Source organism: Streptomyces sp. NPDC051740, assembly GCF_044453165.1.
Lineage (GTDB): Bacteria > Actinomycetota > Actinomycetes > Streptomycetales > Streptomycetaceae > Streptomyces > Streptomyces atrovirens.
In genome coordinates, this window is the sequence record NZ_JBITCL010000003.1 from 349498 (window position 1) to 376306 (window position 26809).

Annotated in this window: 24 protein-coding genes and 1 pseudogene; 17 read left to right on the forward strand and 8 right to left on the reverse strand. The window is 73.2% G+C overall.

The window, feature by feature from the left end; genetic code table 11:
- Window positions 1-223: 223 nt before the first annotated feature.
- The 6 genes from ACIA6T_RS07300 to ACIA6T_RS07325 all read left to right on the forward strand — a co-directional run bounded on the left by ACIA6T_RS07300 (window position 224) and on the right by ACIA6T_RS07325 (window position 7727).
- Entirely contained in the window at window positions 224-439 is a 216-nt protein-coding gene (locus ACIA6T_RS07300) for a type A2 lantipeptide (RefSeq protein ID WP_085572576.1), read from the forward strand.
- 111 nt (window positions 440-550) lie between these two features.
- On the forward strand, window positions 551-1357 hold the full coding sequence (locus ACIA6T_RS07305) for an HlyD family efflux transporter periplasmic adaptor subunit (RefSeq protein ID WP_399445565.1): 807 nt from the start codon (window positions 551-553) through the stop codon (window positions 1355-1357).
- Entirely contained in the window at window positions 1354-3576 is a 2223-nt protein-coding gene (locus ACIA6T_RS07310; RefSeq protein WP_399445566.1) for an NHLP family bacteriocin export ABC transporter peptidase/permease/ATPase subunit, read from the forward strand. The genes ACIA6T_RS07305 and ACIA6T_RS07310 overlap by 4 nt, the downstream gene beginning before the upstream one ends.
- A gap of 1 nt (window position 3577) precedes the next feature.
- Complete coding sequence (locus ACIA6T_RS07315; protein WP_399445567.1) at window positions 3578-6403, forward strand: NHLP bacteriocin export ABC transporter permease/ATPase subunit; 2826 nt, start codon at window positions 3578-3580, stop codon at window positions 6401-6403.
- Between the two features lie 107 nt (window positions 6404-6510).
- The gene (locus ACIA6T_RS07320; RefSeq protein ID WP_399445568.1) at window positions 6511-7521 is read left to right on the forward strand and encodes a Ppx/GppA family phosphatase; all 1011 of its coding nucleotides are present in this window, start codon (window positions 6511-6513) and stop codon (window positions 7519-7521) included.
- Window positions 7522-7550: 29 nt separating this feature from the next.
- Window positions 7551-7727, forward strand: coding sequence for a hypothetical protein (locus ACIA6T_RS07325; protein WP_399445569.1), 177 nt, complete (start codon window positions 7551-7553; stop codon window positions 7725-7727).
- A 223-nt stretch (window positions 7728-7950) separates the two neighbouring features.
- On the opposite strand, the gene ACIA6T_RS07330 is transcribed toward ACIA6T_RS07325, so the two are convergent.
- A complete protein-coding gene (locus tag ACIA6T_RS07330) occupies window positions 7951-8559 on the reverse strand; it encodes a flavodoxin family protein (protein ID WP_399445570.1) in 609 nt (202 codons plus the stop codon).
- Between the two features lie 79 nt (window positions 8560-8638).
- On the opposite strand from ACIA6T_RS07330, the gene ACIA6T_RS07335 reads away from it, so the two are divergent.
- Genes ACIA6T_RS07335 through ACIA6T_RS07345 form a run of 3 tightly spaced genes read left to right on the forward strand, consistent with a single transcriptional unit; the run spans window position 8639 to window position 10506 of the window.
- Window positions 8639-9652, forward strand: a complete 1014-nt coding sequence (locus tag ACIA6T_RS07335) for an iron-containing redox enzyme family protein (protein ID WP_399445571.1) — start codon at window positions 8639-8641, stop codon at window positions 9650-9652.
- Complete coding sequence (locus ACIA6T_RS07340; protein ID WP_399445572.1) at window positions 9642-10328, forward strand: HemK2/MTQ2 family protein methyltransferase; 687 nt, start codon at window positions 9642-9644, stop codon at window positions 10326-10328. The genes ACIA6T_RS07335 and ACIA6T_RS07340 overlap by 11 nt, the downstream gene beginning before the upstream one ends.
- Window positions 10309-10506, forward strand: a complete 198-nt coding sequence (locus tag ACIA6T_RS07345; RefSeq protein ID WP_385054769.1) for a CDGSH iron-sulfur domain-containing protein — start codon at window positions 10309-10311, stop codon at window positions 10504-10506. The genes ACIA6T_RS07340 and ACIA6T_RS07345 overlap by 20 nt, the downstream gene beginning before the upstream one ends.
- Before the next feature lie 158 nt (window positions 10507-10664).
- Here ACIA6T_RS07345 and ACIA6T_RS07350 read toward each other — a convergent pair whose 3' ends face one another.
- Window positions 10665-11099, reverse strand: a complete 435-nt coding sequence (locus ACIA6T_RS07350) for a subtilase-type protease inhibitor (protein ID WP_399445573.1) — start codon at window positions 11097-11099, stop codon at window positions 10665-10667.
- A gap of 337 nt (window positions 11100-11436) precedes the next feature.
- On the opposite strand from ACIA6T_RS07350, the gene ACIA6T_RS07355 reads away from it, so the two are divergent.
- From ACIA6T_RS07355 to ACIA6T_RS07365, 3 genes are all read left to right on the forward strand, one after another.
- Window positions 11437-11994 (forward strand): hypothetical protein, encoded by a 558-nt coding sequence (locus ACIA6T_RS07355; RefSeq protein WP_399445574.1) that lies wholly within the window; start codon window positions 11437-11439, stop codon window positions 11992-11994.
- A 35-nt stretch (window positions 11995-12029) separates the two neighbouring features.
- On the forward strand, window positions 12030-12725 hold the full coding sequence (locus tag ACIA6T_RS07360) for an alpha/beta fold hydrolase (protein ID WP_399445575.1): 696 nt from the start codon (window positions 12030-12032) through the stop codon (window positions 12723-12725).
- A gap of 88 nt (window positions 12726-12813) precedes the next feature.
- Window positions 12814-13983 (forward strand): lactate 2-monooxygenase, encoded by a 1170-nt coding sequence (locus ACIA6T_RS07365; RefSeq protein ID WP_399445576.1) that lies wholly within the window; start codon window positions 12814-12816, stop codon window positions 13981-13983.
- Between the two features lie 42 nt (window positions 13984-14025).
- Here the strand turns inward: ACIA6T_RS07365 and ACIA6T_RS07370 are convergent, their stop codons facing one another.
- From ACIA6T_RS07370 to ACIA6T_RS07385, 4 genes are all read right to left on the reverse strand, one after another.
- Window positions 14026-15669, reverse strand: a complete 1644-nt coding sequence (locus ACIA6T_RS07370; protein ID WP_399445577.1) for an RICIN domain-containing protein — start codon at window positions 15667-15669, stop codon at window positions 14026-14028.
- 374 nt (window positions 15670-16043) lie between these two features.
- Complete coding sequence (locus ACIA6T_RS07375; RefSeq protein WP_073935323.1) at window positions 16044-16421, reverse strand: toxin Doc; 378 nt, start codon at window positions 16419-16421, stop codon at window positions 16044-16046.
- A gap of 3 nt (window positions 16422-16424) precedes the next feature.
- Complete coding sequence (locus ACIA6T_RS07380) at window positions 16425-16670, reverse strand: hypothetical protein (protein ID WP_030863804.1); 246 nt, start codon at window positions 16668-16670, stop codon at window positions 16425-16427.
- 118 nt (window positions 16671-16788) lie between these two features.
- A complete protein-coding gene (locus tag ACIA6T_RS07385) occupies window positions 16789-19032 on the reverse strand; it encodes a glycoside hydrolase family 9 protein (protein WP_399445578.1) in 2244 nt (747 codons plus the stop codon).
- 221 nt (window positions 19033-19253) lie between these two features.
- On the opposite strand from ACIA6T_RS07385, the gene ACIA6T_RS07390 reads away from it, so the two are divergent.
- A complete protein-coding gene (locus ACIA6T_RS07390; RefSeq protein WP_399445579.1) occupies window positions 19254-21632 on the forward strand; it encodes a SpoIIE family protein phosphatase in 2379 nt (792 codons plus the stop codon).
- A 13-nt stretch (window positions 21633-21645) separates the two neighbouring features.
- The gene (locus tag ACIA6T_RS07395) at window positions 21646-22266 is read left to right on the forward strand and encodes a DUF4232 domain-containing protein (protein WP_399445580.1); all 621 of its coding nucleotides are present in this window, start codon (window positions 21646-21648) and stop codon (window positions 22264-22266) included.
- Between the two features lie 7 nt (window positions 22267-22273).
- Here the strand turns inward: ACIA6T_RS07395 and ACIA6T_RS07400 are convergent, their stop codons facing one another.
- A complete protein-coding gene (locus ACIA6T_RS07400) occupies window positions 22274-23242 on the reverse strand; it encodes an aldo/keto reductase (protein WP_399445581.1) in 969 nt (322 codons plus the stop codon).
- Window positions 23243-23480: 238 nt separating this feature from the next.
- Between ACIA6T_RS07400 and ACIA6T_RS07405 the strand changes: the two are divergent.
- Window positions 23481-24087: pseudogene (locus ACIA6T_RS07405) on the forward strand (lysine transporter LysE).
- Between the two features lie 87 nt (window positions 24088-24174).
- Window positions 24175-24621 carry a nitroreductase family deazaflavin-dependent oxidoreductase gene (locus ACIA6T_RS07410; protein WP_399445582.1) on the forward strand — a complete coding sequence of 149 codons (447 nt, stop codon included), beginning with the start codon at window positions 24175-24177 and terminating at the stop codon, window positions 24619-24621.
- A 61-nt stretch (window positions 24622-24682) separates the two neighbouring features.
- On the opposite strand, the gene ACIA6T_RS07415 is transcribed toward ACIA6T_RS07410, so the two are convergent.
- Window positions 24683-25648: a cation diffusion facilitator family transporter gene (locus tag ACIA6T_RS07415; RefSeq protein WP_399445583.1), complete on the reverse strand. Its 966-nt coding sequence runs from the start codon at window positions 25646-25648 to the stop codon at window positions 24683-24685.
- 101 nt (window positions 25649-25749) lie between these two features.
- Between ACIA6T_RS07415 and ACIA6T_RS07420 the strand changes: the two genes are divergently transcribed.
- Entirely contained in the window at window positions 25750-26778 is a 1029-nt protein-coding gene (locus ACIA6T_RS07420; protein WP_399445584.1) for a glutathione S-transferase family protein, read from the forward strand.
- Window positions 26779-26809: the final 31 nt, after the last annotated feature.

Genomic DNA, 26809 nt, shown 5'->3' on the forward strand with positions numbered 1-26809 from the left:
TGCCCGCGTCTGCACGTCTGCGTCCCCGTGGAGCACGAATTGCCTGGTGAGACGTTTGATTGATTGGAAGGCCGCGCCCGCCGCGTGCTTTGATCCATCGCACCGCAAGGCCGCTTCGGGCTCCCGGCGACGGGCGTTCGGCGCCCGCGGTCGCGGCCTTCATCTGTCACCGGAGGGGGCCGCTCCCCCCTTGTGAAATATCCATACGAAGGGAAGTTCCATCATGAACTCCACCCCCCAGGTCGAGACCGCCGAGATCTCCGACGCCGACCTCGACAACGTCTCCGGCGGCCTGTCCGTGAACGCCGTGAACACCCTCACGGGCGCGGTGGACGGCATCGCCCCGGTCTCCGGCCTGGTCGACACGGCCGTCGGCACCGTCGAGGGTGTCACCGGCCTGAACACCGCCCCGGTCACGAACCTGGTCGCCGGTCTCTGATCGCGCCTTTGTGCCGCGAAGTCCCGGAGCCGCCCGCCTGCTCCGGGACTTCGCGGTGCCTCCACGGTCCACGCGTCACGTCGCACAGTTCACGCAGGTGGGGGAAGACCCGTGCAGTTCCGCCAACAGGCTCTCGCCAGGCTCCAGTCACCGGAGGAGCTCGACCTGCCGGTACGTTTCGCGCGCCCGCAGGGCTGGCTGGTGCTGTCCGTGACGGTGGTCGCGATGGCGGCCGCCTCGGTGTGGGCGCTGACCGGCTCGGTGTCCTCCACGGTCGGCGCGCCCGCCGTCCTCACGTACGGGCAGGGCAGTTACGTCCTGCAGAGCCCCGTCGCCGGTCAAGTCACCGCCGTCCTCGCGAAGGAGGGCGAGCGGCTGCCCGCCGGCTCCCCCGTCCTGAAGGTCCGCACCGAGCGGGGCGACGAGGTCGTGCGCACCCTCGACGCGGGCCGGATCACCGCGCTCGCCGTCGGCAGCGGGCAGATCGTCTCCACCGGTGCGAACGTCGCCGCCGTGGAGAAGGTCGCCCGCGCGAAGGCCCCGCTGCAGGCGACGGTGTACGTCCCCGCCGAGAGCGCCGCGGGCATCCCCGCACACGCCTCCGTCGACCTGACGGTGCAGTCGGTGCCGAGCCAGGAGTACGGCGTGCTGCACGGCGAGGTGAAGTCGGTGGACCGCTCGGCGCAGTCCGCCCAGCAGATCGCCGCGTTCCTCGGGGACGCCCAGCTGGGCGAGCAGTTCACGAAGAAGGGCAGGCCGGTGGCCGTCACCGTCGAGCTGGAGAAGTCGCCCGGCACGGAAAGCGGTTACGCGTGGTCCTCCGCGGACGGTCCGCCGTTCGAGCTGACCTCGATGACCCTGGCCACGGGTTCGGTCCGGCTGGCCGATCAGCGTCCCGTCGACTGGCTGCTCCCGTGACCACCGCCCAGGAGACCCGCGGCAGACGCCGTGCCGCCCCGCCGAAGCGCAAGGTGCCCATGTCCCGGGCGAAGACCGTCCGTACGCCCACCGTGCTCCAGATGGAGGCCGTGGAGTGCGGCGCCGCCTCGCTCGCGATGGTGCTCGGCCACTACGGCCGCCATGTCCCGCTGGAGGAGCTGCGCATCGCCTGCGGCGTCTCGCGGGACGGCTCGCGCGCCAGCAACCTGCTGAAGGCGGCCCGCGGTTACGGGCTGACCGCCAAGGGCATGCAGATGGATCTGGCCGCCCTCGCCGAGGTGCCGGCGCCGGCCGTCCTGTTCTGGGAGTTCAACCACTACGTCGTCTACGACGGCATGGGCCGCCGGTTCGGCCGCCGCGGGGTGTTCATCAACGACCCAGGCAAGGGGCGGCGGTTCGTCCCCCTGGAGGAGTTCGACGGCAGCTTCACCGGCGTCGTGCTGGTGATGGAGCCCGGCGAGGACTTCACCCGGGGCGGGCGCAAGCCGGGCGTGCTCGGCGCGATGCCGGCCCGGCTGCGCGGCACGGCGGGCACCATGCCCGCGGTGGTGCTGTCGAGCCTGCTGCTGGTGGCGGTCGGCGCGGCGGTGCCGGGGCTCAGCCGTACCTTCATCGACGAGTTCCTGATCGGCGGCCGGACCTCCATGCTGGGCGTGCTGTTCACGTCCATGGGCGCGTGCGTGCTGCTCACACTGGTGCTGACCTGGCTCCAGCAGGGCAACCTGCTGCGCGGCCGGCTGATCTCCTCCACCCTGTCCAGCGCCCGCTTCCTGCGCCATCTGCTGCGGCTGCCGGTGACGTTCTTCGCCCAGCGCAGCCCGGCCGACCTGGTGCAGCGGCTGCAGTCCAACGACGCGGTGGCCGAGACGCTGGCCCGTGATCTGTCGGCGGCGGGCGTGGACGCGGTGGTGGTCGTGCTGTACGCGGTGCTGCTGTACACGTACGACCCGCAGCTCACGTTCGTGGGCATCGGGGTGGCGCTGCTGAACATCGTGGCGATGCGGATCGTCATCCGGCTGCGCGCGACCCGTACGGCGAAGCTGCGGGCGGACAGCGCGCGGCTCACCAACACGGCGTACACCGGTCTGCAGTTGATCGAGACGCTGAAGGCGACCGGCGGGGAGGACGGCTACTTCCGCAAGTGGGCCGGGCAGCACGCCACCACGCTGGAGGAGCAGCAGCGGCTCGGGGTGCCGAGCGCCTGGCTCGGCGTGGTCGCGCCGACGCTCGCCACCCTCAACAGCGCGCTGATCCTGTGGATCGGGGGCATGCGGGCGGTCGAGGGGCACATCTCCGTCGGTCTGCTGGTCGCCTTCCAGGCGCTGGTCGCCCGCTTCACCGCCCCGCTGACCCGGCTCAACGGCGTCGCGGGCCGGATCCAGGACTTCGCCGCGGACGTGGCCCGGCTGAAGGACGTGGAGAACTTCCGGGCGGACCCGCTCTACGGCCGTCCCGGCACCGGCGAGTCGACCCGCCGGCTGCACGGCCACGTCGAGCTGCAGAACCTCACCTTCGGCTACAACCCGCTGGACGAACCGCTGCTGACCGGCTTCGACCTGACCGTCGGCCCCGGCCGGCAGGTGGCGCTGGTGGGCGGCTCGGGCAGCGGCAAGTCGACGGTGTCCCGGCTGATCTCGGGCCTGTACGCGCCGTGGGAGGGCGTGATCCGGATCGACGGGCAGCGCATCGAGGACATCCCGCGCGGGGCGCTGGCCGCCTCCGTCTCCTTCGTCGACCAGGAGGTGTTCCTCTTCGAGGGCACCGTCCGCGACAACGTGGCGCTGTGGGACCCGTCGATCCCGGACGAGGCGGTGGTGGAGGCGCTGAAGGACGCGGCGCTGTACGACGTGATCCTGCGCCGGCCGGGCGGCATCCACAGCCCGGTCGAGCAGGACGGCCGGAACTTCTCCGGCGGTCAGCGCCAGCGCCTGGAGATCGCGCGGGCGCTGGTGCGCCGGCCGAGCATCCTGGTGCTCGACGAGGTGACCAGCGCGCTGGACGCGGAGACCGAGCTGGTGGTGATGGACAACCTGCGCCGGCGCGGCTGTGCCTGTGTGGTGATCGCGCACCGGCTGAGCACGGTGCGCGACAGCGACGAGATCGTCGTCCTGGACCACGGCACGGTCGTGGAGCGCGGACGGCACGAGGAGCTGGTGGCGCGCGGCGGCGCGTACGCGGCGCTGGTCAGGGAGCGTTGATATGACAGCCGTGCACGAGAGCCAGGGCGGCGACCTCGTCCTGGGCGCGCTCGGGTCACTGGGCACACCGGTCGACTGCTCCGGGTTCGGCCGGCTGGACCTGGAGGGGCCCCAGGTGCTGTGGCTGATCGCGTCCGGTGCCGTGGACCTGTTCGCGGTGGACGCCGAGCAGCAGGGGCACTGGCACCATCTGGGCCGCCTCGAGGCGGGCTCGCTGGTGCTGGGCCCGGTGACCGGTCCGGCGCACACGCTGGTGGCGCGTCCGCTGCGGGACTGCGTGGTGCACCGCATCGGACTGCGCGAGCTGTACCAGCCGGCGAGCACCCAGACCTGGTCGTACGACGAGTACGGCAACCCGCAGTACGTACCTCCCACGACGAGCCCCCTGGAGTACGCGCTCGCGCTCGGGGCGGGCCGTGGCCTGGCGGTGCTGTTCCAGGCGCCGATGACCACGGAGCGGGCCACCGCGCCCAGCGACGACGACGTGTTCTGGATGCAGGTCCCGCCGGGCAGCGTGCAGTACGGCTCGCTGTACGGGGCGGAGGCCGCCGCCGATCTGCTGATGGACCCGGCACTGTGGCAGAGCATGGTCGACCAGCAGTACCGGCTGATGACCGCGCTGGACCGGTGGATCGAGCAGCTGGAGCAGACGCACGAGACGCGGACCGCGGAGGGCATCGCGGCCGGTGAGGCGGTCCGTGCCCAGGCCGACCGGACGCTGCTCGCCGCGATCGGCAAGCGGTCGGGGCAGCGCACGACGGCGGCCGACGCGGACGCCACGTACGCGGCCTGCGAGCTGGTGGCACGGGCGGCCGGGATCCCGCTGACCGCGCCCGCGCAGTCCGGCACCGGCGGGGACCGGCTCGATCCGGTCGAGCGGATCGCCCTGGCCTCCCGCGTGCGCACCCGTGTCGTACGGCTGGACGGCCGCTGGTGGCGGGACGACGTGGGGCCGCTGGTGGGTCACCGGGCCCTGTCGGGGGCGCCCGTGGCGCTGCTGTGGCGGCGTGGCGGCTATGTGGCGGTGCATCCCGCGACCGGCAGGGAGACCCCGGTCGAGAAGGCGAACGCCGAGGAGTTCGAGCCCCGCGCGGTGATGTTCTACCGTCCGCTGCCCGAGCGGCGGCTGAGCCCGCTGCGGCTGCTGCGGTTCTGCATGACGGGTACGCGGGGTGACCTGACCGGGCTGCTGCTGAGCGGTCTGGTGACGGTGGCGATCGGGTCCCTGGTGCCGCTGGCGACCGGCAAGGTGCTCGGCGAGTTCGTGCCGCAGGCGCGGACCGAACTGATCGTGCAGGTGTGTCTCGCGGTGATCCTGAGCAGTGTGGTGGCCGCCGCCTTCATGCTGCTGCAGAACCTCACCCTGCTGCGTCTCGAGGGCCGGGTGGAGGCGACCCTCCAGCCGGCCGTGTGGGACCGGCTGCTGCGGCTGCCGACCACGTTCTTCACCGAGCGCTCGACGGGTGAGCTGGCGAGCGCGGCGATGGGCATCAGCGCGATCCGCCGCATGCTGGCCGGGGTCGGGCCGACGGTGGCCCAGTCGGTCACCGTCGGCGCGGTGAACCTGGGGCTGCTGCTGTGGTTCAGCGTGCCGATGGCGCTGGCCGCGCTCGGGATGCTGGTGGTCGTCGCGGGGGTGTTCCTGGGGCTCGGGCTGTGGCAGGTGCGCTGGCAGCGCCGCCTGGTGGTGCTCACCAACAAGCTGAACAACCAGGCCTTCCAGACGCTGCGCGGACTGCCGAAGCTGCGGGTGGCGGCGGCCGAGAACTACGCGTACGCCGCGTGGGCGTCGGAGTTCGCCCGCAGCCGTGAGCTCCAGCAGAAGGCCGGCCGGATCAAGAACCTGACGGCGGTGCTGGGCGCGGTCCACCTGCCGCTGGTCACGCTGGCGATGTTCATGCTGCTGGCCGGGCCGGCCCGCGGCTCGATGACGGCGGCGGAGTTCCTCACCTTCAACACGTCGGTGACGATGGTGCTGACCTCGGTCACCCAGCTCACCGGCGCGTTCGTCTCGGCGGTCGCCGCGCTGCCGCTGTTCGAGCAGATCAGGCCGGTGCTGGACGCCACGCCCGAGGTGCGCGCGGCGAGCACCCGGCCGGGCCCGCTGTCCGGGGCGATCGAGGCGCGGCGGCTGTCCTTCCGCTACTCCGACGACGGCCCGCTGGTCCTCGACGACGTGTCCTTCGAGGCGCGGCCGGGCGAGTTCGTGGCGGTCGTCGGCCCCAGCGGCTGCGGCAAGTCCACCCTGCTGCGGCTGCTGATCGGCTTCGACCGGCCGGTGTCCGGCAGTGTGCTGTACGACGGCCAGGACCTGGCCGCGCTCGACCGGTCGGCGGTACGACGGCAGTGCGGTGTGGTGCTCCAGCACGCACAGCCGTTCACCGGCTCCATCCTGGACGTCATCTGCGGGAGCGAGCCGTACACACCGGAGGAGGCGATGGCGGCGGCGGAGATGGCGGGGCTGGCCGAGGACATCAGGCGGATGCCGATGGGACTGCACACCATCGTCTCCGGCAGTGGCGCGGTCTCCGGCGGCCAGCGGCAGCGGCTGATGATCGCCCAGGCGCTGATCCGCCGGCCGCGGATCCTCTTCTTCGACGAGGCGACCAGCGCCCTGGACAACGAGACGCAGCGCGCGGTCATGGAGAGCACCAAGGCTCTGGAGGCGACCCGGATCGTCATCGCGCACCGGCTGTCGACGGTGCTCGACGCGGACCGGGTGGTGGTGATGGAGGGCGGCAAGGTGGTCCAGCAGGGCCCGCCCGGCCGGCTGCTCGCCGACACCGGCGGGCGGCTGCACGAACTGGTGCGGCGGCAGCTGGCGTGACGGGAACCGTCAACGGACGGTCACCGTCCGGTCACACCTGGGGCGTGTCTTCGCCATAGGCGGGGGTCCGTCCGTTGCTCCGCGCGGTAAATGGGTACCCACGGGCCATGCGAACCAGCGTGATGGATGTCGGATCGAAGACCGTCAGACTCGTCGTGGCGGACACGGCGGGCGGGGCGCCGCTGCCGGTGCACACGGCGAAGTGGCCGCTCAGGCTGTCCGAACAGGTCACGCCCGGGAAGCCGGTGCCGGAGCAGGCCGTGGAGCGCCTGGTGGACGCCGTCGCCGCGGCGGACAGGACCGCCGCGCGATGGGGTGCGTCGGGTCCCCTGGCGTTCGCGACCGCCGTGGTGCGCAGCGCCCCGAACCGGCGGGAGGTGCTGAGTACGGTCCGGGCCCGCACCGGCGTCGACCTGTGCACACTGCCCGGCGAGGTGGAGGCCGAGCTCACGTTCCTCGGGGCCCGGCGCTGGATGGGCTGGCGCTGCGGGCCGCTGGCGCTGCTGGACATCGGCGGGGGTTCGCTGGAGGTCGCCTTCGGACGCGGCCGGCTGCCCGACTTCGTCGCCTCGCTGCCGCTGGGGGCGGGCCGGCTCACCCACGAGTACTTCGCGGAGGCGGACCCGCCCTCCCCGGAGCAGGTGCGGGCGCTGCGCCGGCGGGTACGCCACCAGCTGCGGGACGTGGCGGCCCGGATCCGCTGGGAGGGACCCCGTACGGCGGTGGCCACCTCCCGCACCTTCCAGCAGCTGGGGCGGCTGTGCGGGGCCGCGCCGGGACGGCACGGTCCGTTCGTGGAGCGGGAGTTGTCCTGCGCCGACCTGCGGGTGGCGATCGACCGGCTGGCCGCCCTGCCCGCCGCCGAACGCGCCCGGCTGCCCGGCATCTCCGCCCCGCGCTCCGCGCAGAGCCTGGCGGGCGCGGTCGTGGGGCACACGGCGATGAAGCTGACCGGCCTGGACACGGTGACGATCTGCCCCTGGGCGCTGCGCGAGGGGGTGCTGTTGCGTCACATCGAGGACGGCCCTTCCTGGTGGGCGGAGGTCATCCGCCTCAACGAGAAGGAGACGGCGGCCGACGGCCCCGTACCCCTGCGCATCGCCACCGCGCACGGCTGACCCGGACGTACGACGAGAGGAGACGCCCCGTGTCCGAGCGGGACGACCACAAGAAGCCCGAGACGGCCGTCGACGAGGTACTGCACGAGGTCGAGGAAGCCGGACGGCGCCCCGGGGACTCCCCCGGACGACGCCGGCACCGGGGCGAGGCCGGGGAGGCCATCACCCCGAACACCGAGGCGCAGGAGGAGTCCCGGGGCGACTAGCGCCTGTCCGGCGGAGCGTGCCGGAGGCACGGGTTCCGGCCCGCCCTCCCCACGCCCTTCAGGGCGTGGGGAGGGCGGGCCGGCGGCGTCGTCGGTTGCCGACTCCCCCGCGCTCGGCTTCGTTCGAGCGGGAGGGACCCTCGTCGCCCCCGCTCACCCGGGCCGCGAGGCGCCGCCGGTTTCCTCCGGCTTGATCCGTCGGACAGGCCCCGGCGCCGTTTCCCTACTCCGGCGGCGGGCCGAGGGGCCGTTCCGCCAGGGCCCGGGCGACGCCCAGCAGGTTGGCGGCCATGGCGCGGCCCGTCCTGCGGGACCAGTCGTGGCCGCTTCCGCCCTCCAGGAAGCTCGGTCCGGGGCCGGGGCCCTGGTTCCAGTAGGTCCACGCCTGGCCGGGGATGGTGTAGCCGATGTCCTGCAGGCCGCCGGTGATCTCGCTGATCACATGGTGCGCGCCGTCCTCGTTGCCGGTGACGACGACGCCCGCGACCCGGTTGTAGGCGACCGGCCGGCCGTCGTCGTCCGTCTCGGACAGCATGGCGTCCATCCGCTCCAGGACACGTTTGGCGACCGACGACGGCTGCCCGAGCCAGGTCGGGGAGGCGATGACGAGGATCTCGGAGGCGAGGATCTTCTCGTGGACGCCCGGCCAGGCGTCACCCTCGTGGACGGCCTCGCTGACCACGCCCGGAGCGATGTCCAGGTCCACCGCGCGGACGACGTCGACCTCCACTCCCTCCTTCCGCAGCTGCTCGACGACGGTCCCGTACAGCGCCTCGGTGTTGGAGGTCTCCGGCGACTTCTTGAGGGTGCAGTTGATCACTAGTGCCTTCATGTGGTCACGGAGTACCCCATGGGCGGCCGGTTGCCACGCGAACGCGGGTGCCGCTGGGCCGTCCGGGTACCCGGGGCTCATGGAACACCCCTGTGAAGAACCCCGGCTGCCCGCACCGCGCGGCCCCCTGAGCGGAGCCGTCGAGGACCACCTGCGGGGCACCGGCCCGCTGCCCCCGGACGAGGAGATCACCGCCGCCCCCGTGTACGGCGACGACCTCCAGCTCGCCCTGTACCTGTGCTACGAGCTGCACTACCGCGGGTTCGCGGGCGTGGCGGCGGACCGCGAATGGGACCCGGAACTGCTGCGCGTCCGCGCCGCCCTGGAGGACCGCTTCCTCGCCGCGCTCCGCGCGGACGCCCGTCGGCACGACGGCGTCGACGAGGCGTTCGCCGGGATCCTGGTGGAACCGGTGGACGGCACGGGCGTCAGCCACTTCCTGCGCGACAAGGGCGAGTTGTGGCACGTCCGCGAGTACGCCGCCCAGCGGTCCCTGTACCACCTGAAGGAGGCCGACCCGCACGCGTGGGTGCTGCCCCGGCTGTGGGGGCGGGCCAAGGCGGCGATGGCGGCGGTCGAGTTCGACGAGTACGGCGGCGGCCGCGCCGACCGGGTGCACGCCCGTCTCTTCGCCGACCTGATGACCGACCTGGGACTGGACACGGCGTACGGCCGCTATCTGGACGCGGCCTGCGCGGAACTGCTCGTGACGGTGAACCTGATGTCCCTCTTCGGGCTGCGCCGCTCCCTCAGGGGCGCGCTGGTGGGCCACTTCGCGACGGTCGAGATCACCTCGTCGCCCGGCTCGCGGCGGCTCGCCGAGGCGATGCGCCGCACGGGCGCCGGGCCCGCCGCCGAGCACTTCTACGACGAGCACGTGGAGGCGGACGCGGTGCACGAGCAGGTGGTGCGCCACGAGGTCGTCGCCGGCCTGCTGGAGGTGGAGCCGCACCTCGCGGCGGACGTCGCCTTCGGCGTCGACGCCACCGTGTTCGCCGAGGACCGCCTCGGCGAGAGGCTGCTCGCGGACTGGAGCGCGGGCCGTTCGTCGCTGCGCACTCCCCTGCCCCAGGAGTTCACCCATGCTTCTTGACGGCGGGGGTACCCGGCGGTCCGTGAGCCCACTGGCACCCCCGGGCGTGTACGCCCCTCAGGAGGACACCGAGCTGCTGGCCGGCGCCCTGTACGACGAACCCGTCCCTCCGGGCGCGGACGTTCTCGACGTGGGCACGGGGTCCGGCGCGCTGGCGGTCGGGGCCGCCCGGCGCGGCTGCCGGGTGACCGCGGTCGACGTCTCCCGGCGGGCGGTGTGCGCGGCCCGGCTGAACGCGCTGCGGGCCGGTGTGCCGGTCCGGGTCCGGCGCGGCAACCTGTTCGAGCCGGTGCGGGGTGAGACGTTCGATCTGATCCTCGCCAATCCGCCGTACGTCCCGGCGCCCGGCGGCGGTTCGCTGCCGCGGGGCGCGGCCCGGGCCTGGGACGCCGGCGGTGACGGACGGCTCGTCCTGGACCGGATCTGCGGGGAGGCGCCCGCGCTGCTGCGGCCGGGCGGTGCCCTGCTGCTGGTGCAGTCGGCACTCAGCGACCCCGGACTGACGGTCGGCCGGCTGCGGGCGGCCGGGACGAAGGCCGCGGTGATCCGGCGCCGACGCATCGCCTTCGGCCCGGTGGTACGGGGCAGGGAGCGCTGGCTGCGGGAGCGGGGGCTGCTGTCCGGGACCGAGGAAACGGAAGAGCTGGTGGTGATCCGTGCAGAACTCCCCGTCTGACACCCCGCGTCGCGTCACCGTCCGGCGCAAGGGGCCGCTGCTGGTGGAGGGCCCGGTGGAGGTCGAACTGGAGGACGGCACGGTCGTCACCTCCGACCGCTTCCGGGTGGCCCTGTGCACCTGTCGCCGCAGCCGGCGGTATCCGTGGTGCGACACCAGCCACCGGGACCGGGCGTGAGCCCCGGGGCCGGGGGCCCGTGAGAAGCCCGGAGGCCGGCGGGCGGCCCCACTCCGCCCGCCGGCCTCCTTGCGCGGGATCGCACGTTCCGCGAGAGGGCCGGTACTCCCCAGTCCGCCGGCCGCCGCGCGGTCACGGGAAACCGTGCGATCCCGGTCTCAGAACGCGAAGACGCTCGAACCGTGAGCGTTCATCACGCACGCGTTGGAGAAGATCCGCTCGTAGGAGACGCGCTCTCCGCGCCACACCCCGTCGACGGTGACGAGCACCGGGTCGTACTGCTTGGTGCAGAAGACGCCCTCCCGCATCGTCAGGGCGTCGAGGTCGCCGCCGAGGCGGTTCATCTCCGCGCAGGCCGCGTCCGCGGCCGGGTGGGTGCCCGAGGGTCCGGGGGCACAGGTCAGGGTGACCGCGCGTTCCGGCGTGACGGTCATCGCGCTGTCGCCGTGGCCCACGGTGAGTACCAGGGCCGAGGGGGCGTAGAGCGCGGACGGGGCGGTTCCCCCGGCGGCCGGCGCCACCCCGGACAGGGGTACGCAGACGGCTGCGGCCGTGAGGCCGAGGGTGGTGGCCCAGCGCGCGGTGTTCCGCATTGTGTGCATCCTTCCGCTCGTGTCGACGAGGCGTGTCGACGGGTCGCCGGCTCGTGCTCGGTCGGTGCCGAACCGGCGTGCCGGAGTCTGCCGAGTCCGCGCCGGAACTTCACGTCGGGCATGCGGATTTCGGTAACTTTGCGTATTGAATCAGTGGCGTGAAGTAAGGGAACGCGGGACCGCGCCCCTTGCAACCGCACGGACGGCGAGTGCGTGAAGCGGCCAGATGGCCGGAATGCGGCAGCTCGGCAATCGGCCTGAAACATTCCGATTCCGCTCTCGGCAGACCGTTCCGCGACGCCTTGTGTTCATGGACAGGGCGAGTAATCGTCATTACATGATTACGGCAGAGCAGCGAGAGCAACTGCGGGGCTGGTTCACCGGCCGGCTCCCCGACGGTCTCTTCGAGGAGCTGACCGAGGTCACGGTCGACCGCGAGGAGATCACCGTCATCGGCCGCGTTCCCGGCCCCCGGCCGGCGGAGGGCGCCTCGCCGGCCGAGCGGGAGGCGGCGGTCGAGGGCCGCGTCCAGGAGTTCCGGGAACGCACCCGGGACGACCGGATCGCGGTCGCCCGGGACGCCGAGCACCGCTTCGGCCGGAAGGTCTCCTGGGGTGTGGAGTGCGACGGGCACCGCGCCCTGTTCACGCACGTGGCCGCGCCCGTCATGACCCGGCTGCGCCAGCCGGAGCGGCAGGTCCTCGACACCCTCATCGCGAGCGGGGTCGCCCGCAGCCGCAGCGAGGCGCTGGCCTGGTGCGTGCGGCTGGTCCAGCGGCACACCGACGACTGGCTCACCGAGCTGCGCGAGTCGCTGGAACACGTCCGGCGGGTGCGGGACCGGGGGCCGGACACCGGGCCCGAGGAGGCGGAGCCCGGCACCGACGGCGGCTGAACGGCGTTGTCAGTGGCGTTCGTTACGGTGCGGGCATGACTCGATTCGTATTGGTGGCCGGTGCCTGGCTCGGGGCGTGGGCGTGGGACGAGGTGGCGGCCGAACTGCGCGCGGGCGGGCACGAGGCGCATCCGCTGACGCTGTCCGGGCTCGCGGAGAAGCAGGGGGCGCCGGCGGGGCAGCGGACTCACGTGCGGGACATCGTGGGCGAGGTGGAGCGGCTCGGTCCGCGGGACGTCGTCCTCGTGGGGCACAGCTACGCCGGCGTGCCGGTCGGCCAGGCGGCCGAGCGGATCGGCGACCGGCTGCGGAGGATGGTGCTCGTCGACGCGAACGCGCCCGTGGACGGGGAGTCGTTCCTGTCCGGCTGGCCGAGCGAGGAGGTACGGAGGTCGATCGAGGCGCACGACGGCCGGTGGCCGCCGCCGGCCGCCGACGACTGCGCGGGCCAGGGCCTGACGGACGAGCAGACAGCCCGGTTCATCGCCGGATCGACCCCGCACCCGGGTGCCACGCTCACCGAACCGGCCGTGCTGGAGCGACCGCTCGGCGAGCTGCCGACGACGTACGTCAAGTGCCTGCTGGACGGGGAGGAACCCCTGCCGGCCGTGACGGAGCTGCTGAGGAGCGACCAGTGGGAGCTGGTGACGATGGACACCGGACACTGGCCGATGTTCTCCCGGCCGCGCGAACTGGCCCGGATCCTGCGGGAGGCGGCCGCCGACCGCTGATCCACGGCCGCCCGGCGCTGGACGCACCCCGCGCATACCGGCCAGTATGCTCCGGGACGACACGGCTCGACGAGACAGGGCGGGGCGGATGGCGAAGCACTGGGCCGACTTCCAGTACGAGATCTATCTGAACGGGATGACGGGTGCCGTGCCCCGGCTGCCGACCGATCTGACCCGGCTGGAGGAATTGACCGAGCGGCGGCTGGGCCCGGGTCCGGCCGGGTACGTCGCGGGCAGCGCGGGCGACGGCAGCACCGCCCGCGCCAACCGGGCCGCGCTCGACCGCCGCCGGATCGTGCCGCGCATGCTGCGGGACGTGCACGAGCGTGATCTGTCGGTCGAGGTGCTGGGCCGGTCGCTGCCGGCGCCGCTCGCGCTGGCGCCGGTCGGGGTGCTGTCGATCATGCATCCGGACGCCGAGCCGGCCGCCGCCCGGGCGGCGGCCGCGCAGGGTGTGCCGTTCGTGCTGTCGTCCGCGTCCAGCACGCCGATGGAGCAGGTCGCGGAGGCGATGGGCGAGGCGGAGCGCTGGTTCCAGCTGTACTGGCCGAAGGACGTGGAGGTGGCCCGGAGCTTCCTGGAGCGGGCGAGGGCAGCCGGGTTCACGGCGCTCGTCGTCACGCTGGACACCCCCCTGCTGTCCTGGCGTCCGCGCGACCTGGACCAGGCGTATCTGCCGTTCCTGCACGGGGTGGGCACCGCGAACTACTTCTCGGACCCGGCGTTCCTGGCGGGGCTGGCCAAGCCGGTGCACGAGGATCCGAACGCGGCGGTGATGCACTTCGTCGGCATGTTCGCCGATCCCGCCAAGTCCTGGCCGGACCTGGCGTTCCTGCGGGAGAACTGGGACGGGCCGATCGTCCTCAAGGGCGTGCTCCATCCCGACGACGCGCGGCACGCCGCCGACGCCGGGATGGACGGTGTGGTGGTGTCCAACCACGGCGGGCGCCAGGTGGCCGGGGCGATCGCCGCGGCGGACGCGCTGCCCGGCGTGGTGGAGGCCGTCGGCGACCGGCTCACCGTGCTCTTCGACAGCGGGGTGCGCACCGGCGACGACGTCTTCAAGGCCCTGGCCCTCGGCGCACGGGCGGTCCTGCTGGGGCGTCCGTACGTCTACGGGCTCGGCCTCGACGGACAGGCGGGGGTGGAACACGTGATCCGCTGCCTGCTCGCCGAACTCGACCTCACCATGGCCCTGTCGGGCCGCGCCACCCCGGCCGCGATCGGCCCCGACGCCCTCACGGAGGCCTCCGTCTGACCCGGCCGGGACGGGGTGTCCTCCCCGCCCCGGCCGCACGGCTCACGTCACCGGTTCCGCCAGCCCGGCACGGCGGGCCGGCGGGGTGTGGATGCCGCTGATGGACAGGGAGTCCGCGGCCGTCCGTACCGGTTCGGCCGCCCAGCGCTGGTTCACGGTCCGGTCGCGTACCTTGACGACGATGTCGGCGTTCGCGTCAGGGGTCGCCGGAGTGAGGGCCAGTTGGACGTCCCAGCGGGGCACCAGTTCGCCCTGCACGGTGAGGTCGTACCGCACGTCGGCGCCCCGCTGGTCGCCGGGGTCGGCGCAGGTGCCGAGGACGACGACACCGGCGTCCTTGTGCGAGTCCAGGCACAGACCGGGGTCGGCCACGCTGCGCAGCAGCCCGTCGTCCTCGTACGTCCACTGCTGGGTCCACGCCGAGGAGCAGTCCGCCAGCCGGGTCCCGGAGCCGTCCCGGGGCTCGCCCCGGGTGTCGAGGCACAGGCCGGAGGCGACGTTGCGCAGCCGCGTCCGTCCCGGTGCGGTGGGGAGCCCGGCGGCGCCGGGCGGGGACGCGGACGGCACGGCCGCGCGGCCGCCCGCCGCTCCGGTGGAGCCCGTCGGGTCGGCGGTACCGCCGTCCGGGGTGGAGGACCCGGCGATGAGCACGCTCACCAGCACCCCGGCGGAGACCGCGCCGATGCCGGTGAGCAGGGTCCTGGTGGAGCGCACCGGGTCCGGGAGCGCGATGCCCGTCAGACGGGCGGGAACGGGGATGCGGGACAGCACGCGGTGCCGGCCGCCGCCGGGCGGCCCGTCCCCGCCCCGGCGCCGGCGGCGGGCGGCGCGTCCGCCGCGCGGGCCGGCCGTCGTGCGTCCCGGACGCGAGTCGAGGTAGCGCCGGGCCCCCCACCCGAGCACCGCCTCGGCGATCAGCGGGCCCAGGCCGCCCTCGAAGTGGCTCAGTTGCTCGGCCGCGTTCCGGCAGTGGCGGCACTCCGCCAGATGCTGCCGGACGTCCGGCAGCAGGGCCCCGCCCCGGCGGATCGGGACGTCGAGGAGGCGGTTGTAGAAGCGGCAGTCCTTCGTCGGTGCCAGTTCCTGATGGGCGTGGACACAAGCTTGACGGAATTTGTCCCGTGCCTGTTCGAGTGCGCCCGACGCGACGGCGAGGTCCATGCCGAGCAGACCGGCCGGTACGGAAATCGGCTCGGCCTCGACCTCGACGTGCCAGAGCAAACAGCGCGCGCGTGCGGGCAGCGACCGGAATGCCCGTTGAGCCAGTGAGCGGTTTTCCGGAGTCATGGTGTTCGCCGCGCGCATGCCGCGCCCGCCGGCCGGTTTCTGCAGCTCCGGCATAACTCCGGTTATTCGGTCGTCCGCGGCCCACTCGCGGACCGTGTCCCGTACGGCCACCAGCAGCACGGGCCGGAGCGCGACGGCCGATTCGCCGACGGCGACCCGGTCCAGCGCCCGGTGCAGGGCGGCCGCGGTGACCATGGCGGCCGTCTGCCCCGACGACGCGAGGCAGACGGCCGCGTAGTCGTGCATCGACTGCCAGTGCCGTGCCGTCAGCAGCGCGACGGAGTGGGCGGCCTCGCCCTCCGGACGGTCCCGCAGCCGGGCGGCGAGGAACTCGTCGGATTCTCCCGGATCCCCGCCGGGCGGGGGATACGGAGGTCGAGGGGGGTGGGGGGTGTGCACTGAGATGGTTCCTTCCCACAGCGCATGTGCCATTCGAGGGTTTCCGACGCCGAAAAGGAAGACCGGTTGGTGCATACCTCTTGGGCGGGGCACGGGGGGCGCGAATTCACCGACGGTGAATCGGACCCGGTTCATCGACTCGCGTGCGACCCCGGCCATTACCCCCCGCACGGGTGGCTCACTCTCGCACAACCCGCGCTCGGCCAACAAGGCGCTCGGGCAACATCCGCGCGTTGACAGAAAGTCAGAAAGGAAGGCCGTCCCGCGGCCCTCGCCCCGGTTTTCGGCCCGGGTTTTCACGCCGTTCACATCCGGCCCGGCACAAGGGGTGCCCGAGAGGGCCCCGGCGTCCCGCGGGGCCCGTCCGGCGCGGTTCAGATCTGCCAGGAGCGCAGCCGGTCGGCCGCGCCGTAGACGTCCGCCTCGCCGGAGATCAGGTCGCGCGCCAGATCGACCAGGGCGCCGTAGGGCGGGTCGATGCCGACCCCGCTGACGAACATGTAGGCGACCGCCGTGGCACAGGCGAAGCGGGCGTTGGCCGAGGGCAGCGGCCGGAGCACGGCGAGGGTGTGCAGCAGGGCCGCCGCCCGCCAGGCCGGGTCGGAGTCGACGCCCAGCCGTGGCGGGTCCACGCGATGGCGGGCGACGGCCGCGACGAGGGCGGAGAAGTCGTTGACGGTGGGCTGGTCCGGGAGGACCTCCTCGTGCCGCTGGAGCAGCCAGGGCACGTCGATGTGGAGCACGGGTGCCATCGGTCAGGCGGCCCGCCCCGCGCCCCTGGCGGAGGGTTCGTCGTCCGGGAAGGCGGCGGCGAATTCATCGGCGTGGGAGGCGAAGAACCGGCGGAAGGCCTCCGCGCCCTCCTGCAGGGCGCGGTGGCGGGCTATGTCCGCCGCGGCCGCCTCCCGCACGAGCGCCTTCATGGACGTACCGCGCTCCTTGGCGATCTGCCGCAGGTCCTCGAGCTCGCGGTCGCTGAACTCCACGTTGAGAGCTGGCATGCCCTCACGGTACCGCTCAGGTACTGGATCGTAAATATGCGCAGGTCAGACGGTATGCTCGGGGGTACCGACAGGGGGCCGGCGGCCGAGTGGCCGCCGGCCCCCGCGGGGAGGGGTGTCAGCCCTGGTCGGCCACGAAGGAGGCCATGCGGGTCAGGGCCGCGTTCCAGTTGATGGTGTGTTCGTTGGTGGACCAGGACTGGATGTCGTCGATGAAGCAGAACTGACCGACGCAGCCCTGGAGTTTCGACTGGGCGAAGGGGTCCTGGATGCTGGAGTTGGGTCCGCCGGAGAGCGTGCCGGCGGGCGGGTTCGGCAGGTTCGGGTCGAGCTGGTCGGCGTACCAGCGGCTGTGCTGGTTGTGCGCGTTGGCCTCGCCGTAACCGGTGACGTACGACATGTTGAGGGCGTTGCGGCCCAGGATGTAGTCCATGCTCTGCAGCGCGCCGTCCCGGTACTTGCGCGCGCCGGTGAGGTCGTAGGCGGTGGCGAGGACGACCGCGTTGTTGAGGACCTGGTGGCTGGAGCCCCAGTCGTAGACGTTGCCGGCCGGCGCGTACGGCATGCCGTACGGGTGGGCCTTCAGCGTGGCCAGGTAGCCGTCGGCGCCCTTGACCACGGAGGCGCGCACCTTGTCCCGGCCGGGCAGCCGGTTCGGCACGGTGGCGAGGTCGAGCCGGCCGGCCGCGGCGGTGCGGGACCAGTCGAAGCCGAGCGGGCCGAAGATGTCGGCGGTGTGCACCGGGGAGTTCAGGACGTACTCCTTGAACTGACGTTCCCCCGTGGTGATGTACAGCTCGGCGGCCGCCCAGTAGAACTCGTCGGCCACGGTGTCGTCGTTGTAGGCGCCGCCGCCGATGCCGTCGCTCGGGTCGGCGAGGACGTCCGGGTGGGCGAGGGCCGCCGTCCATGCCTTGCGGGCGGCGGCCAGGGTCTCGGCCGCGAACTCCTTGTCGTGGGAGCGGTACAGCCGCGCCGCCTGGGCGGCCGTGGCCGCGAGGTTGAGGGTGGCGGCGGTGGTCGGCGGGTGCAGTTCCCGCTTCTGCGGGTCGGCGCTGGGCAGCAGCGGCAGTCCGGTCCACTGCTCGTCGTGGATCTTGTGATGGGCCATGCCGGCCAGCGGCTCACCCTCGGGGACCTGCATCTTCAGCAGGAACTCCAGCTCCCAGCGGGCCTCGTCGAGGATGTCCGGGACCTTGTTGCCGCTCTCCGGGATGTCCAGCGTGCCGTCGCCGAGCCTGTCCGCCTCGCCGGTGCGGGCGTGCCGGGCGCGCTCGTAGGTGCTGAGCACCTCCCAGGTGCTGATGCCGCCGTTGACGACGTACTTGCCGTGGTCGCCGGCGTCGTACCAGCCGCCGGTGACGTCGAGGGTGTAGTCGCAGACGCCGGGCCGGCAGGGCACCGCGCCGTCGCCCTGGTTGGGGGCGACGTCCACGTGTCCGGCCGGGCGGCCGTAGCCGGGGCGCAGGTCGTCGCGGATCGCGATGCCGCTGCGCTGGGTGTAGTAGTACTTCGCCGAGTCCAGCCGCAGCCGTTCGTAGGCGCTCGCGTCGATGTCGAAGGGCCGGCTGGTCTCGCCGTCCACGACCAGGGTGTAGCCGGTCCCGCGCCCCCGGTGGCCGCCGAAGTCGACGGAGTGGACGTTCTGCCCGGAGGAGCCGTCGGTGCCGCGCGGCACGGTCCAGCCCCGCCGGACGACCCGGCCGTCGTCGTCCTCCAGCCGCCAGGGCAGCCGCTCGGTCGCGTCGGTGACCAGGGTGGCGTTCTTCGGTCCGGAGGGCAGATAGGCGACCTGGTTGACGCGGATCCGGGGCCCGGTGTCGGGCTCGTACGGCTCGGGGGCGACCCCGCCCAGCAGGGAGACGTCGTCCACGCAGAACCGCCAGGGGTCGGCGCTGCCGCCGAGCTGGAAGCCGACCTGGCCCTGTGCGGTGTCGACGGGCGAGGTGAAGGTGTACGAGTAGGTGTCCCCGGAGACGCTGACCTGCGGGGACACCTCGTAGTAGGTGTCGTACGGCTCCACCTGCAGGCCGACGATCGCCCGCACGACATGACCCGCGGGCGAGCCGGTGGCGCTGAAGGAGAAGCGGTACGACTCGCCCTTCACCAGGGTGATGTCGTTCTGGCCGACGGCCGCGTCCCAGCGGTTGGCGGTGCCGCCGGGGACGTCGGCGCACAGGCGTCCGTCGGACGGGCCCGCGGTGACATCGGCGGAGGCCCACCAGGGGTCGGTGCCGGTGTCGAAGGTCCCGTTGCGGACCTGCTCGACCTCGTCCGCTCCGGCCGGGGCGGCGGGCAGCGCGGTGAGCGCGGTCGCCAGCAGGCCGGTGAGGGACAGCAGAGCGGTTCTGCGTCTGTTCACGTCTGGGCTCCTCTTGGGGAGGTGCGGAGGTTTGGGAGCGCTCCCATTTCCGTGCGCAGAACATGGTTGTGGCAGGTGTGACACTCCGTCAACGGTTGGGACAGGACTGGTGACGCTCCCCCGGAGCGGAGGTTCGCGGTCCGCGGCGGGCCGCGACCCACTAGGCTGGAACTCAGGCGATACACCGGTTCACGGTGAGTGTGCGCGATGGAGTGGCGACAATGAGGCCGGACGACCCGTTCGACGATGCCGTGACGGCCCGGGCCGTCATCGCCGCCGACGGCACGCTCACGCGGTGGAGCGAGGGCGCGTGCCTGCTGCTGGGACACACGGCCGAGGAGGTCGTCGGCCGCCCTGCCGCCGGGCTGCTGGCCGGGGGTTCGGGCCCGCCCCGGCTCCCGGCCGCCCGCTGGAGCGGCACCCTCGCCCTGCGGCACCGCGACGGCTCCACCGTCACGGTGTGGGTGCTCGCCCACCACAGACAGCCGGCGGACGACGGTCCCGGTGACTGGCTCGCCGTCACCCCGCTGGAGGCCACGGACCAGGAACTGCCCGACGATCCGCTGGTCAGGACGGCCGTGTTCCAGTCGCCCTGCGCCTCGATGGTCTTCGACGAAGAGCTGCGCCTGCGCGGGATCAACGACGCCATGGCCCACCTCCTCGGCCTGCCCGCCCCCCACCTGCGGGGACTCAGGCCCACCGACATCGGCGGCCGGCCGCAGCACGGCGAACTCGAGCGGCACCTGCGTCAGGTGCTGCGCACCGGCCGGCCGCACGACATGCAGACGTACATGAAGGCCACCGGTGAGAGCCGCGCGCACGCCTGGCTGGCCCGGCTCGCACCGCTCACCGACCGGTCCGGCCGGGTGCGGGGCGTGTGCGCGACGGCCCACGACCTCACCGAGCAGTACCGGGCGCGGGAGCGGCTGCAACTGGTCAACGAGGCCAGCAGCCGCATCGGCACCACCCTGGACGTCACCCGGACGGCGCAGGAACTGGCCGAGGTGTGCGTGCCCGCGCTCGCCGACTTCGTCAGCGTGGACCTGCTGGACCCCGAGGAACCCGGAGGTGAGCCCACCGGTCCGCTGACCACGCCGGTCTCACTGCGCCGGATCGCCCATCAGTCCCTCACGCCGGGCAGTCCCGAGTCGGTCGCCCGCGTGGGCGAGGTGGTCGTCTACCCGGCCGCCGCGCCGCAGGCGGACTCGCTGATCGCGGGCCACAGCATCGTGGCCTCGGTGCCGTCCGGCGACCTCGACCCGTGGCTCGCGGTGGACGAGACCCGCGCCCGGCAGGTCCGGGAGTTCGGCGTCCACTCCATGCTGTCCGTCCCGCTCCAGGCGCGCGGTACGACGCTCGGTGTGGCCGCCTTCACCCGCTTCACCCGTCCCGAGTCGTTCACCCACGACGACGTGCTGCTGGCCGAGGAGGTCACCGCGCGCGCCGCCGTCTGCATCGACAACGCCCGCCGCTACTCCCGCGAACGCGAGACCACCCTCGCGCTCCAGCGCAGCCTGCTCCCCCGCGCCCTGCCGCGCACGGCCGCCGTGGAGGCGGCCACCCGCTATCTGCCGGCCGCGCGCTCGGGTGTGGGCGGCGACTGGTTCGACGTGATCCCGCTGTCCGGGATGCGGGTGGCCATGGTGGTCGGGGACGTCGTCGGGCACGGCATCCAGGCGTCCGCGACCATGGGCCGGCTGCGCACGGCGGTGCGCACCCTCGCCGACATCGACCTCGCGCCCGACGAACTGCTCACCCATCTCGACGACCTGGTGCTCCACCTCTCGCACGAGTCGGGCGGCGACCCCGGGTCGGGCGAGGTCGGCGCGACCTGCCTGTACGCGGTGTACGACCCGGTGTCACGGCGCTGCACCCTGTCCCGCGCGGGGCATCCCCCGCCGGTCCTGATCCCGCCGGGCGGCCCGGCCCGGCACCTCGAACTGCCCTCCGGGCCGCCGCTGGGCCTGGGCGGGCTGCCCTTCGAGTCGGTCGAGCTGGAGCTGCCCGACGACGCGGTGCTGGCGTTCTACACCGACGGGCTGGTCGAGTCCCGCGGGCGGGACACCGAGGACGGCCACGCCCTGCTCCGTGAGGCGCTGTCCAACGCCGCCGGCCCGCTCGACGAGACCTGCGACCGGGTCCTGCACACCGTGCTCGCGCCGGGCGGCGCCACGGACGACGTGGCCCTGCTGCTGGCCCGTACCCGCGGTCTGCCGTCCGCGCAGGTCGCCACCTGGGACATCCCCGCCGATCCGGCGCTGGTCGCCCCCGTCCGCAAGCAGGTCCTCGACCAACTGGCCACCTGGGCGCTGACCGAGGCGTCGTTCACGGCGGAGCTGGTGGTGAGCGAGCTGGTCACCAACGCCATCCGGTACGGCGCCCCGCCCATCCGGCTGCGGCTGATCCACGACGCCTCGACGCTGATCTGCGAGGTGTCCGACACCAGCCACACGGCGCCGCACCTGCGGCGGGCCAAGACCTGGGACGAGGGCGGCCGGGGCCTGCTGCTGGTCGCCCAGCTCACCCAGCGCTGGGGCAGCAGACACACCGCCGACGGCAAGACCATCTGGTCGGAACTGGCCCTGGCGGACGAGATGTGACACGAGGTGAACCATGGCGAACGGGTCACGGCACGCGACGGCGGTGGTGGCGGGTGCGCTGGCCCTGCTGGGCGCTCTGACCTCCTGCGGCACCGGGAGCGGGACCGCGGGCCCTTCCCCGCGGCCCTCCGCGTCCGCCGGACGGACGGCCGGGGACTCCCCGCACAGCGCCGTCCCGAGCGACGCCGCCGGTTCCACGAACGACCGGTCCCCGGCGTCCCGGTGCCGCACCGCCGAGCTGAGCGCCGCCGTCGGCCGGATGGACCCGGGCGCGGGCCAGCGCAACTTCCCCGTCGTGCTGACGAACGTCTCCTCCCGCACCTGCACCCTGTACGGCTATCCGGGCGCCGCCTTCGTGGACGCGGCCGGCGAGCAGCTGGGCCGGGACCCGGAGCGCACCCCCGGTGACCCGGCGACCGTCACGCTGCGGCCCGGCGCCAGTGCCTGGGCGGGGCTGCGCTACTCGAGCCCCGGCGTCAGCGGCGCCCGTACGGCCACCCCGGCGGCGCTCCTCGTCACCCCGCCGGACGAACGGGAGCCCCTGAAGGTGCCGTGGAAGGCCGGCGCGGTCCCGGTGTCCGGCAACGCGTCCTCGGTGTTCCTCACGGTGCTTCAGCCGGGCACCGGTCCCTAGAGCCCCCTCAGTGCCCGGCCACCGGGTGCGGGACGTAGGGCTGCCGGAGCTCCTCCAGCTCCTTGTCGGTCAGCTCCAGTTCGACGGCGGCCACGGCGTCCTCGATGTGATGGGGCCTGGCCGCGCCGACGATGGGCGCCGTGACCGTGTCCTGGTGGAGCAGCCAGGCGAGGGCGACCCGGGCGCGCGGTACGCCGCGCCGTTCGGCGATGCGGGTGACCGCCTCGACGACCGCACGGTCCCCCTCCTGGTACAGGGTGCCGCCGAACACGTCGGTGGCGCTGCGCCCGGTGGTGGCGTCCCAGTCCCGGGTGAGCCGGCCCCGGGCGAGCGGGCTCCAGGGCAGGACGCCCACGCCCTGGTCGGCGCAGAGCGGCAGCATCTCGCGCTCCTCCTCGCGGTAGAGGAGGTTGTAGTGGTTCTGCATGGACACGAACCGGGTCCAGCCGTGCCGTTCCGCCGTGTACTGCGCCTTGGAGAACTGCCAGGCGTACATCGAACTGGCTCCGATGTAGCGCACCTTGCCCGCCTTGACGACGTCGTGCAGCGCCTCCATCGTCTCCTCGACCGGAGTCCCGGGGTCCCAGCGGTGGATCTGGTAGAGGTCGACGTGGTCGGTGCCGAGGCGGGTGAGGCTGTGGTCCAGCTCGGTCATGATCGCCTTGCGGGACAGGCCGCCGCCGTTGGGGCCGGACCGCATCCGGCCGTGCACCTTCGTGGCGAGCACGATGTCGTCCCGGCGGGCGAAGTCGCGCAGCGCCCGGCCGACGATCTCCTCGCTGGTGCCGTCCGAGTACACGTTCGCGGTGTCGAAGAAGGTGATGCCCGCCTCCAGCGCCTGCCGGATCAGCGGGCGGGACGCCTCCTCGTCGAGGGTCCACTCGTGGTTGCCGCGGTCGGGCGCGCCGTAGGTCATGCACCCCAGACAGATCCGCGACACGTCCAGGCCCGTCGAACCGAGCTTCACGTACTGCATCGTTGCTGCTCCTGTCTGCGGGAACGGTCGTCGCCAGGGGGAGCGTACGTGTTGGTGCGCACTCGAAGCCGGGTGCCGGCCCGTCGGCGTCCGGGGCGGAAAACCGATTGCCCGCCCCGGACGGGAGGCCCCGGGATCCTGCCATGCCTACGAGCGTCCTCCCGCTGCCGCTGTCCGCCACCGCGGTGGGCCGGCAGCAGCAGCCCGGCCCCCGGAGAGGTCCGGCACCGTCGCGCTCATGACGGCCGCGCTGCTCGCGGGGCTGCTCGCCGGCTACGGCATCGCCGTCCCCGTGGGCGCCGTCGGGACCTACCTGGTCTCCCTCACCGCCCGCACCACCCGGCGCACCGGGGTCTGCGCGGCCCTCGGCGTCGCGACGGCCGACGGGCGGTCCGGCCCTCGCGTCGGCGCTGCGGCCGGTCCTGGGGCCGCTGCGGTGGGTCTGTGTGCCGGTGCTGCCGGCGACGGCGGTGTGGGGCGCGGCCGGCGCCGTACGCCGGTACCGCGGCCGTCGGCTCGCCGCCCGCCCGGGGGCCACTCCCCCGGGAGCCGCCCGCGCGTTCCCGTCGCTGCTCGGGATCACCCTGCTCGACCCCACCACCGTGATCTGCTTCGCGGCGCCGGTGCTCGGCTCGTGGAGCGGTGAGGCGGCCGGGCCGGTGGAGCAGGGCGTGTTCGTGGCGGCGGCCTTCGCCGCGTCCGCGAGCGGGCAGGTGCTGCTCGCCGGCGGCGGCGCCCTGCTGGGCCGGGCGCTGACCGGCCACCGGAGCCGGCTGGTGACCGCGCTGGTGGCGAGCGGCGTGATGGCGGCGCTCGCGCCGCGGATGGCGGTGGCGCCCGCCTGACGCCCGGTTCGGATGAATTCGGCGTGCGATGGTGTTGCAGGAGTGATCGACTCGGCCGCAGTACACGAGAACGACGGGATGGATGCCATGCCCCTGCAAGGTGAGTACGAGCCCAGTCCGGCACAGTGGGTGCGCGACCAGGTGGAACTGTACGAGAGTTCCGGCGGCACGGAGGGGACGACCCTGCAGGGCAGGCCCGTCATCGTGCTGACCAGCCGGGGCGCGAAGAGCGGCAGGCTGCGCAAGACCCCGTTGATGCGGGTCGAGCACGAGGGGCGGTACGCGGCGGTCGCCTCGCTGGGCGGCGCGCCCAAGCACCCGGTCTGGTACCACAACGTCAGGGCCGACCCGCACGTCGAACTCCAGGACGGGCCGGCCAAGCAGGACATGACGGCCCGTGAGGTCACCGGGGAGGAGAAGGCCGAGTGGTGGAAGCGCGCCGTCGCGGCCTTTCCCCCGTACGCCGACTACCAGAAGAAGACGGACCGCGAGATCCCGGTCTTCGTGCTGGAGCCGGACGGACAGCGGGACTGAGCCCCGGAGGATTTCCCGTGTTCCGGTGTGCATGAAGCTCCGGGATGCGGGCACGCGTGGTTCAGGCCCCGCCGCGTTCCCCCGTCGCGGCGGGGCTTTCCCATGCCTCCCGCGCCTCCGGGGCCCCCCGTTCGGTGACGTCGAGGAAGATCTGTTCCGCTTCGGGCACCTCACGGGCGATGGACCGCTTGATGCGTACGGCGACCTCCTCCACCCGCTCGCTGTCCATCCCGGGCATCAGGTCGACGCGGGCCGCCACCAGGGCGGTGTCCAGGCCCGTCTTCATCGTGAAGAGCGCCTCCACGCTGTCGATCTCGGGCTGCTCCCCCAACAGCTCCCGGATCCGGTCGCTCGCCTCAGGGTCGGCGGCCTCGCCGATCAGCTGGTCGCGGGCGTCGCGGCCGAGCCGGAAGGCGACGTAGACCAGCAGCACCCCGATGGCGAGCGAGGCGGACGCCTCCCACACCACCTGTCCGGTGATCATGTGCAGCGCCATGCCCACGATGGCCAGGGTGACGCCCACCACCGCGGTGCCGTCCTCGGCGACCACCGTGCGCAGCGCCGGATCACGCAGTCCGCTGCCCAGGCCGCCCTGCCGGCGCACCTGGTACAGGGCGCGCAGCAGGGAGCCGCCCTCGGCGAGCAGGGCGACGCCGAGCACGACCAGTCCGGCGACATAGCCGCTCAGCTCCTCGTCGCCGTCGTTCCTGAGGGCCTCGACGCCCTGGAAGAAGCTGAAGCAGCCGCCCATCACGAAGATCCCGACGGCGGCGAGCAGTGACCAGAAGAACCGCTCCTTGCCGTAGCCGAACGGGTGACGGCGGTCGGCCGGGCGCCGGCTGCGCCGCAGCGCGGCCAGCAGGAACACCTCGTTCAGGCTGTCGGCGACCGAGTGCGCCGCTTCCGACAGCAACGCGGGGGAGGACACGGCCAGTCCGCCGACGGCCTTGGCGACGGCGATCACCAGATTGGCGGCGAGCGCCACCAGCACCGTGATCCGGGTTCTGCGATCCGATCGAGTACTCACCCTCGGCCGATTGCCCCGGTCGGCCCATGCCACACCGTGCCGTCGGCGGAAAACGGGGAACGCGGTCACAGGGACGTACCGACGGCGAGAAGGAGACCATCATGGGTGGCCGCGACGACGGGGGCGGCGGCAACAGCGCGTACGGAAGGAAGGCGTTCAAGCGGTCGAAGGCCCACTTCGCGGACCGGATCACGGCGGACGGGCGGGACGGGTGGCCGGTGGAGGCCGGGCGCTACCGGCTCGTGGTGAGCCGCGCCTGTCCGTGGGCGAGCCGGGCGCTGGTGTCCCGGCGGCTGCTCGGGCTGGAGGACGCGCTCTCCCTGGCCGTCACGGACCCGGTCCAGGACGACCGGAGCTGGCGCTTCACCCTGGATCCGGACGGCCGCGACCCGGTGCTCGGCATCCGGTATCTGAGCGAGGCGTACGACCGGCGGGAGACGGATTACCCGGGCGGGGTGAGCGTGCCTGCGGTCGTGGACGTGCCCAGCGGGAAGCTGGTCACCAACGACTACCAGCGGATCACCCTGGACCTCGCGACGGAGTGGACGGCCCTGCACCGTGAAGGGGCGCCCGACCTGTACCCGCGGGCGCGGCGCGACGAGATCGACGCGGTGACGGAGGATGTCTTCCAGGACGTCAACAACGGCGTGTACCGGGCGGGGTTCGCCACCGGCCAGGAGGAGTACGAGGCCGCGTGCACGGCGGTGTTCCGGCGGCTGGAGCTGCTGGCGCGGCGCCTGGAGCGGCAGCGGTACCTGGTCGGCGACACCATCACCGAAGCGGACATCCGGCTGTTCACCACGCTGGTGCGGTTCGACGCGGTGTACCACGGCCACTTCAAGTGCAACCGGTGGAAGCTGGCGGAGAACCGGGTGCTGTGGGCGTACGTCCGCGATCTGTACCAGACGCCCGGCTTCGGCGACACCGTGGACTTCGACCACATCAAGCGGCACTACTACCAGGTGCACACCGGCATCAACCCGTCCGGCATCGTGCCCCTCGGTCCCGACCTGGCCGGCTGGACGGCGCCCCACCACCGGGAGGAGCTGGGCGGCCGGCCGTTCGGGGACGGCACCGCGCCCGGTCCGGTGCGGGCCGGCGAGGAGGTGCCGGCGCCGGGGCGCCCCTGAACCGCCCGGTCCTCCCCGACGATCCATCAAC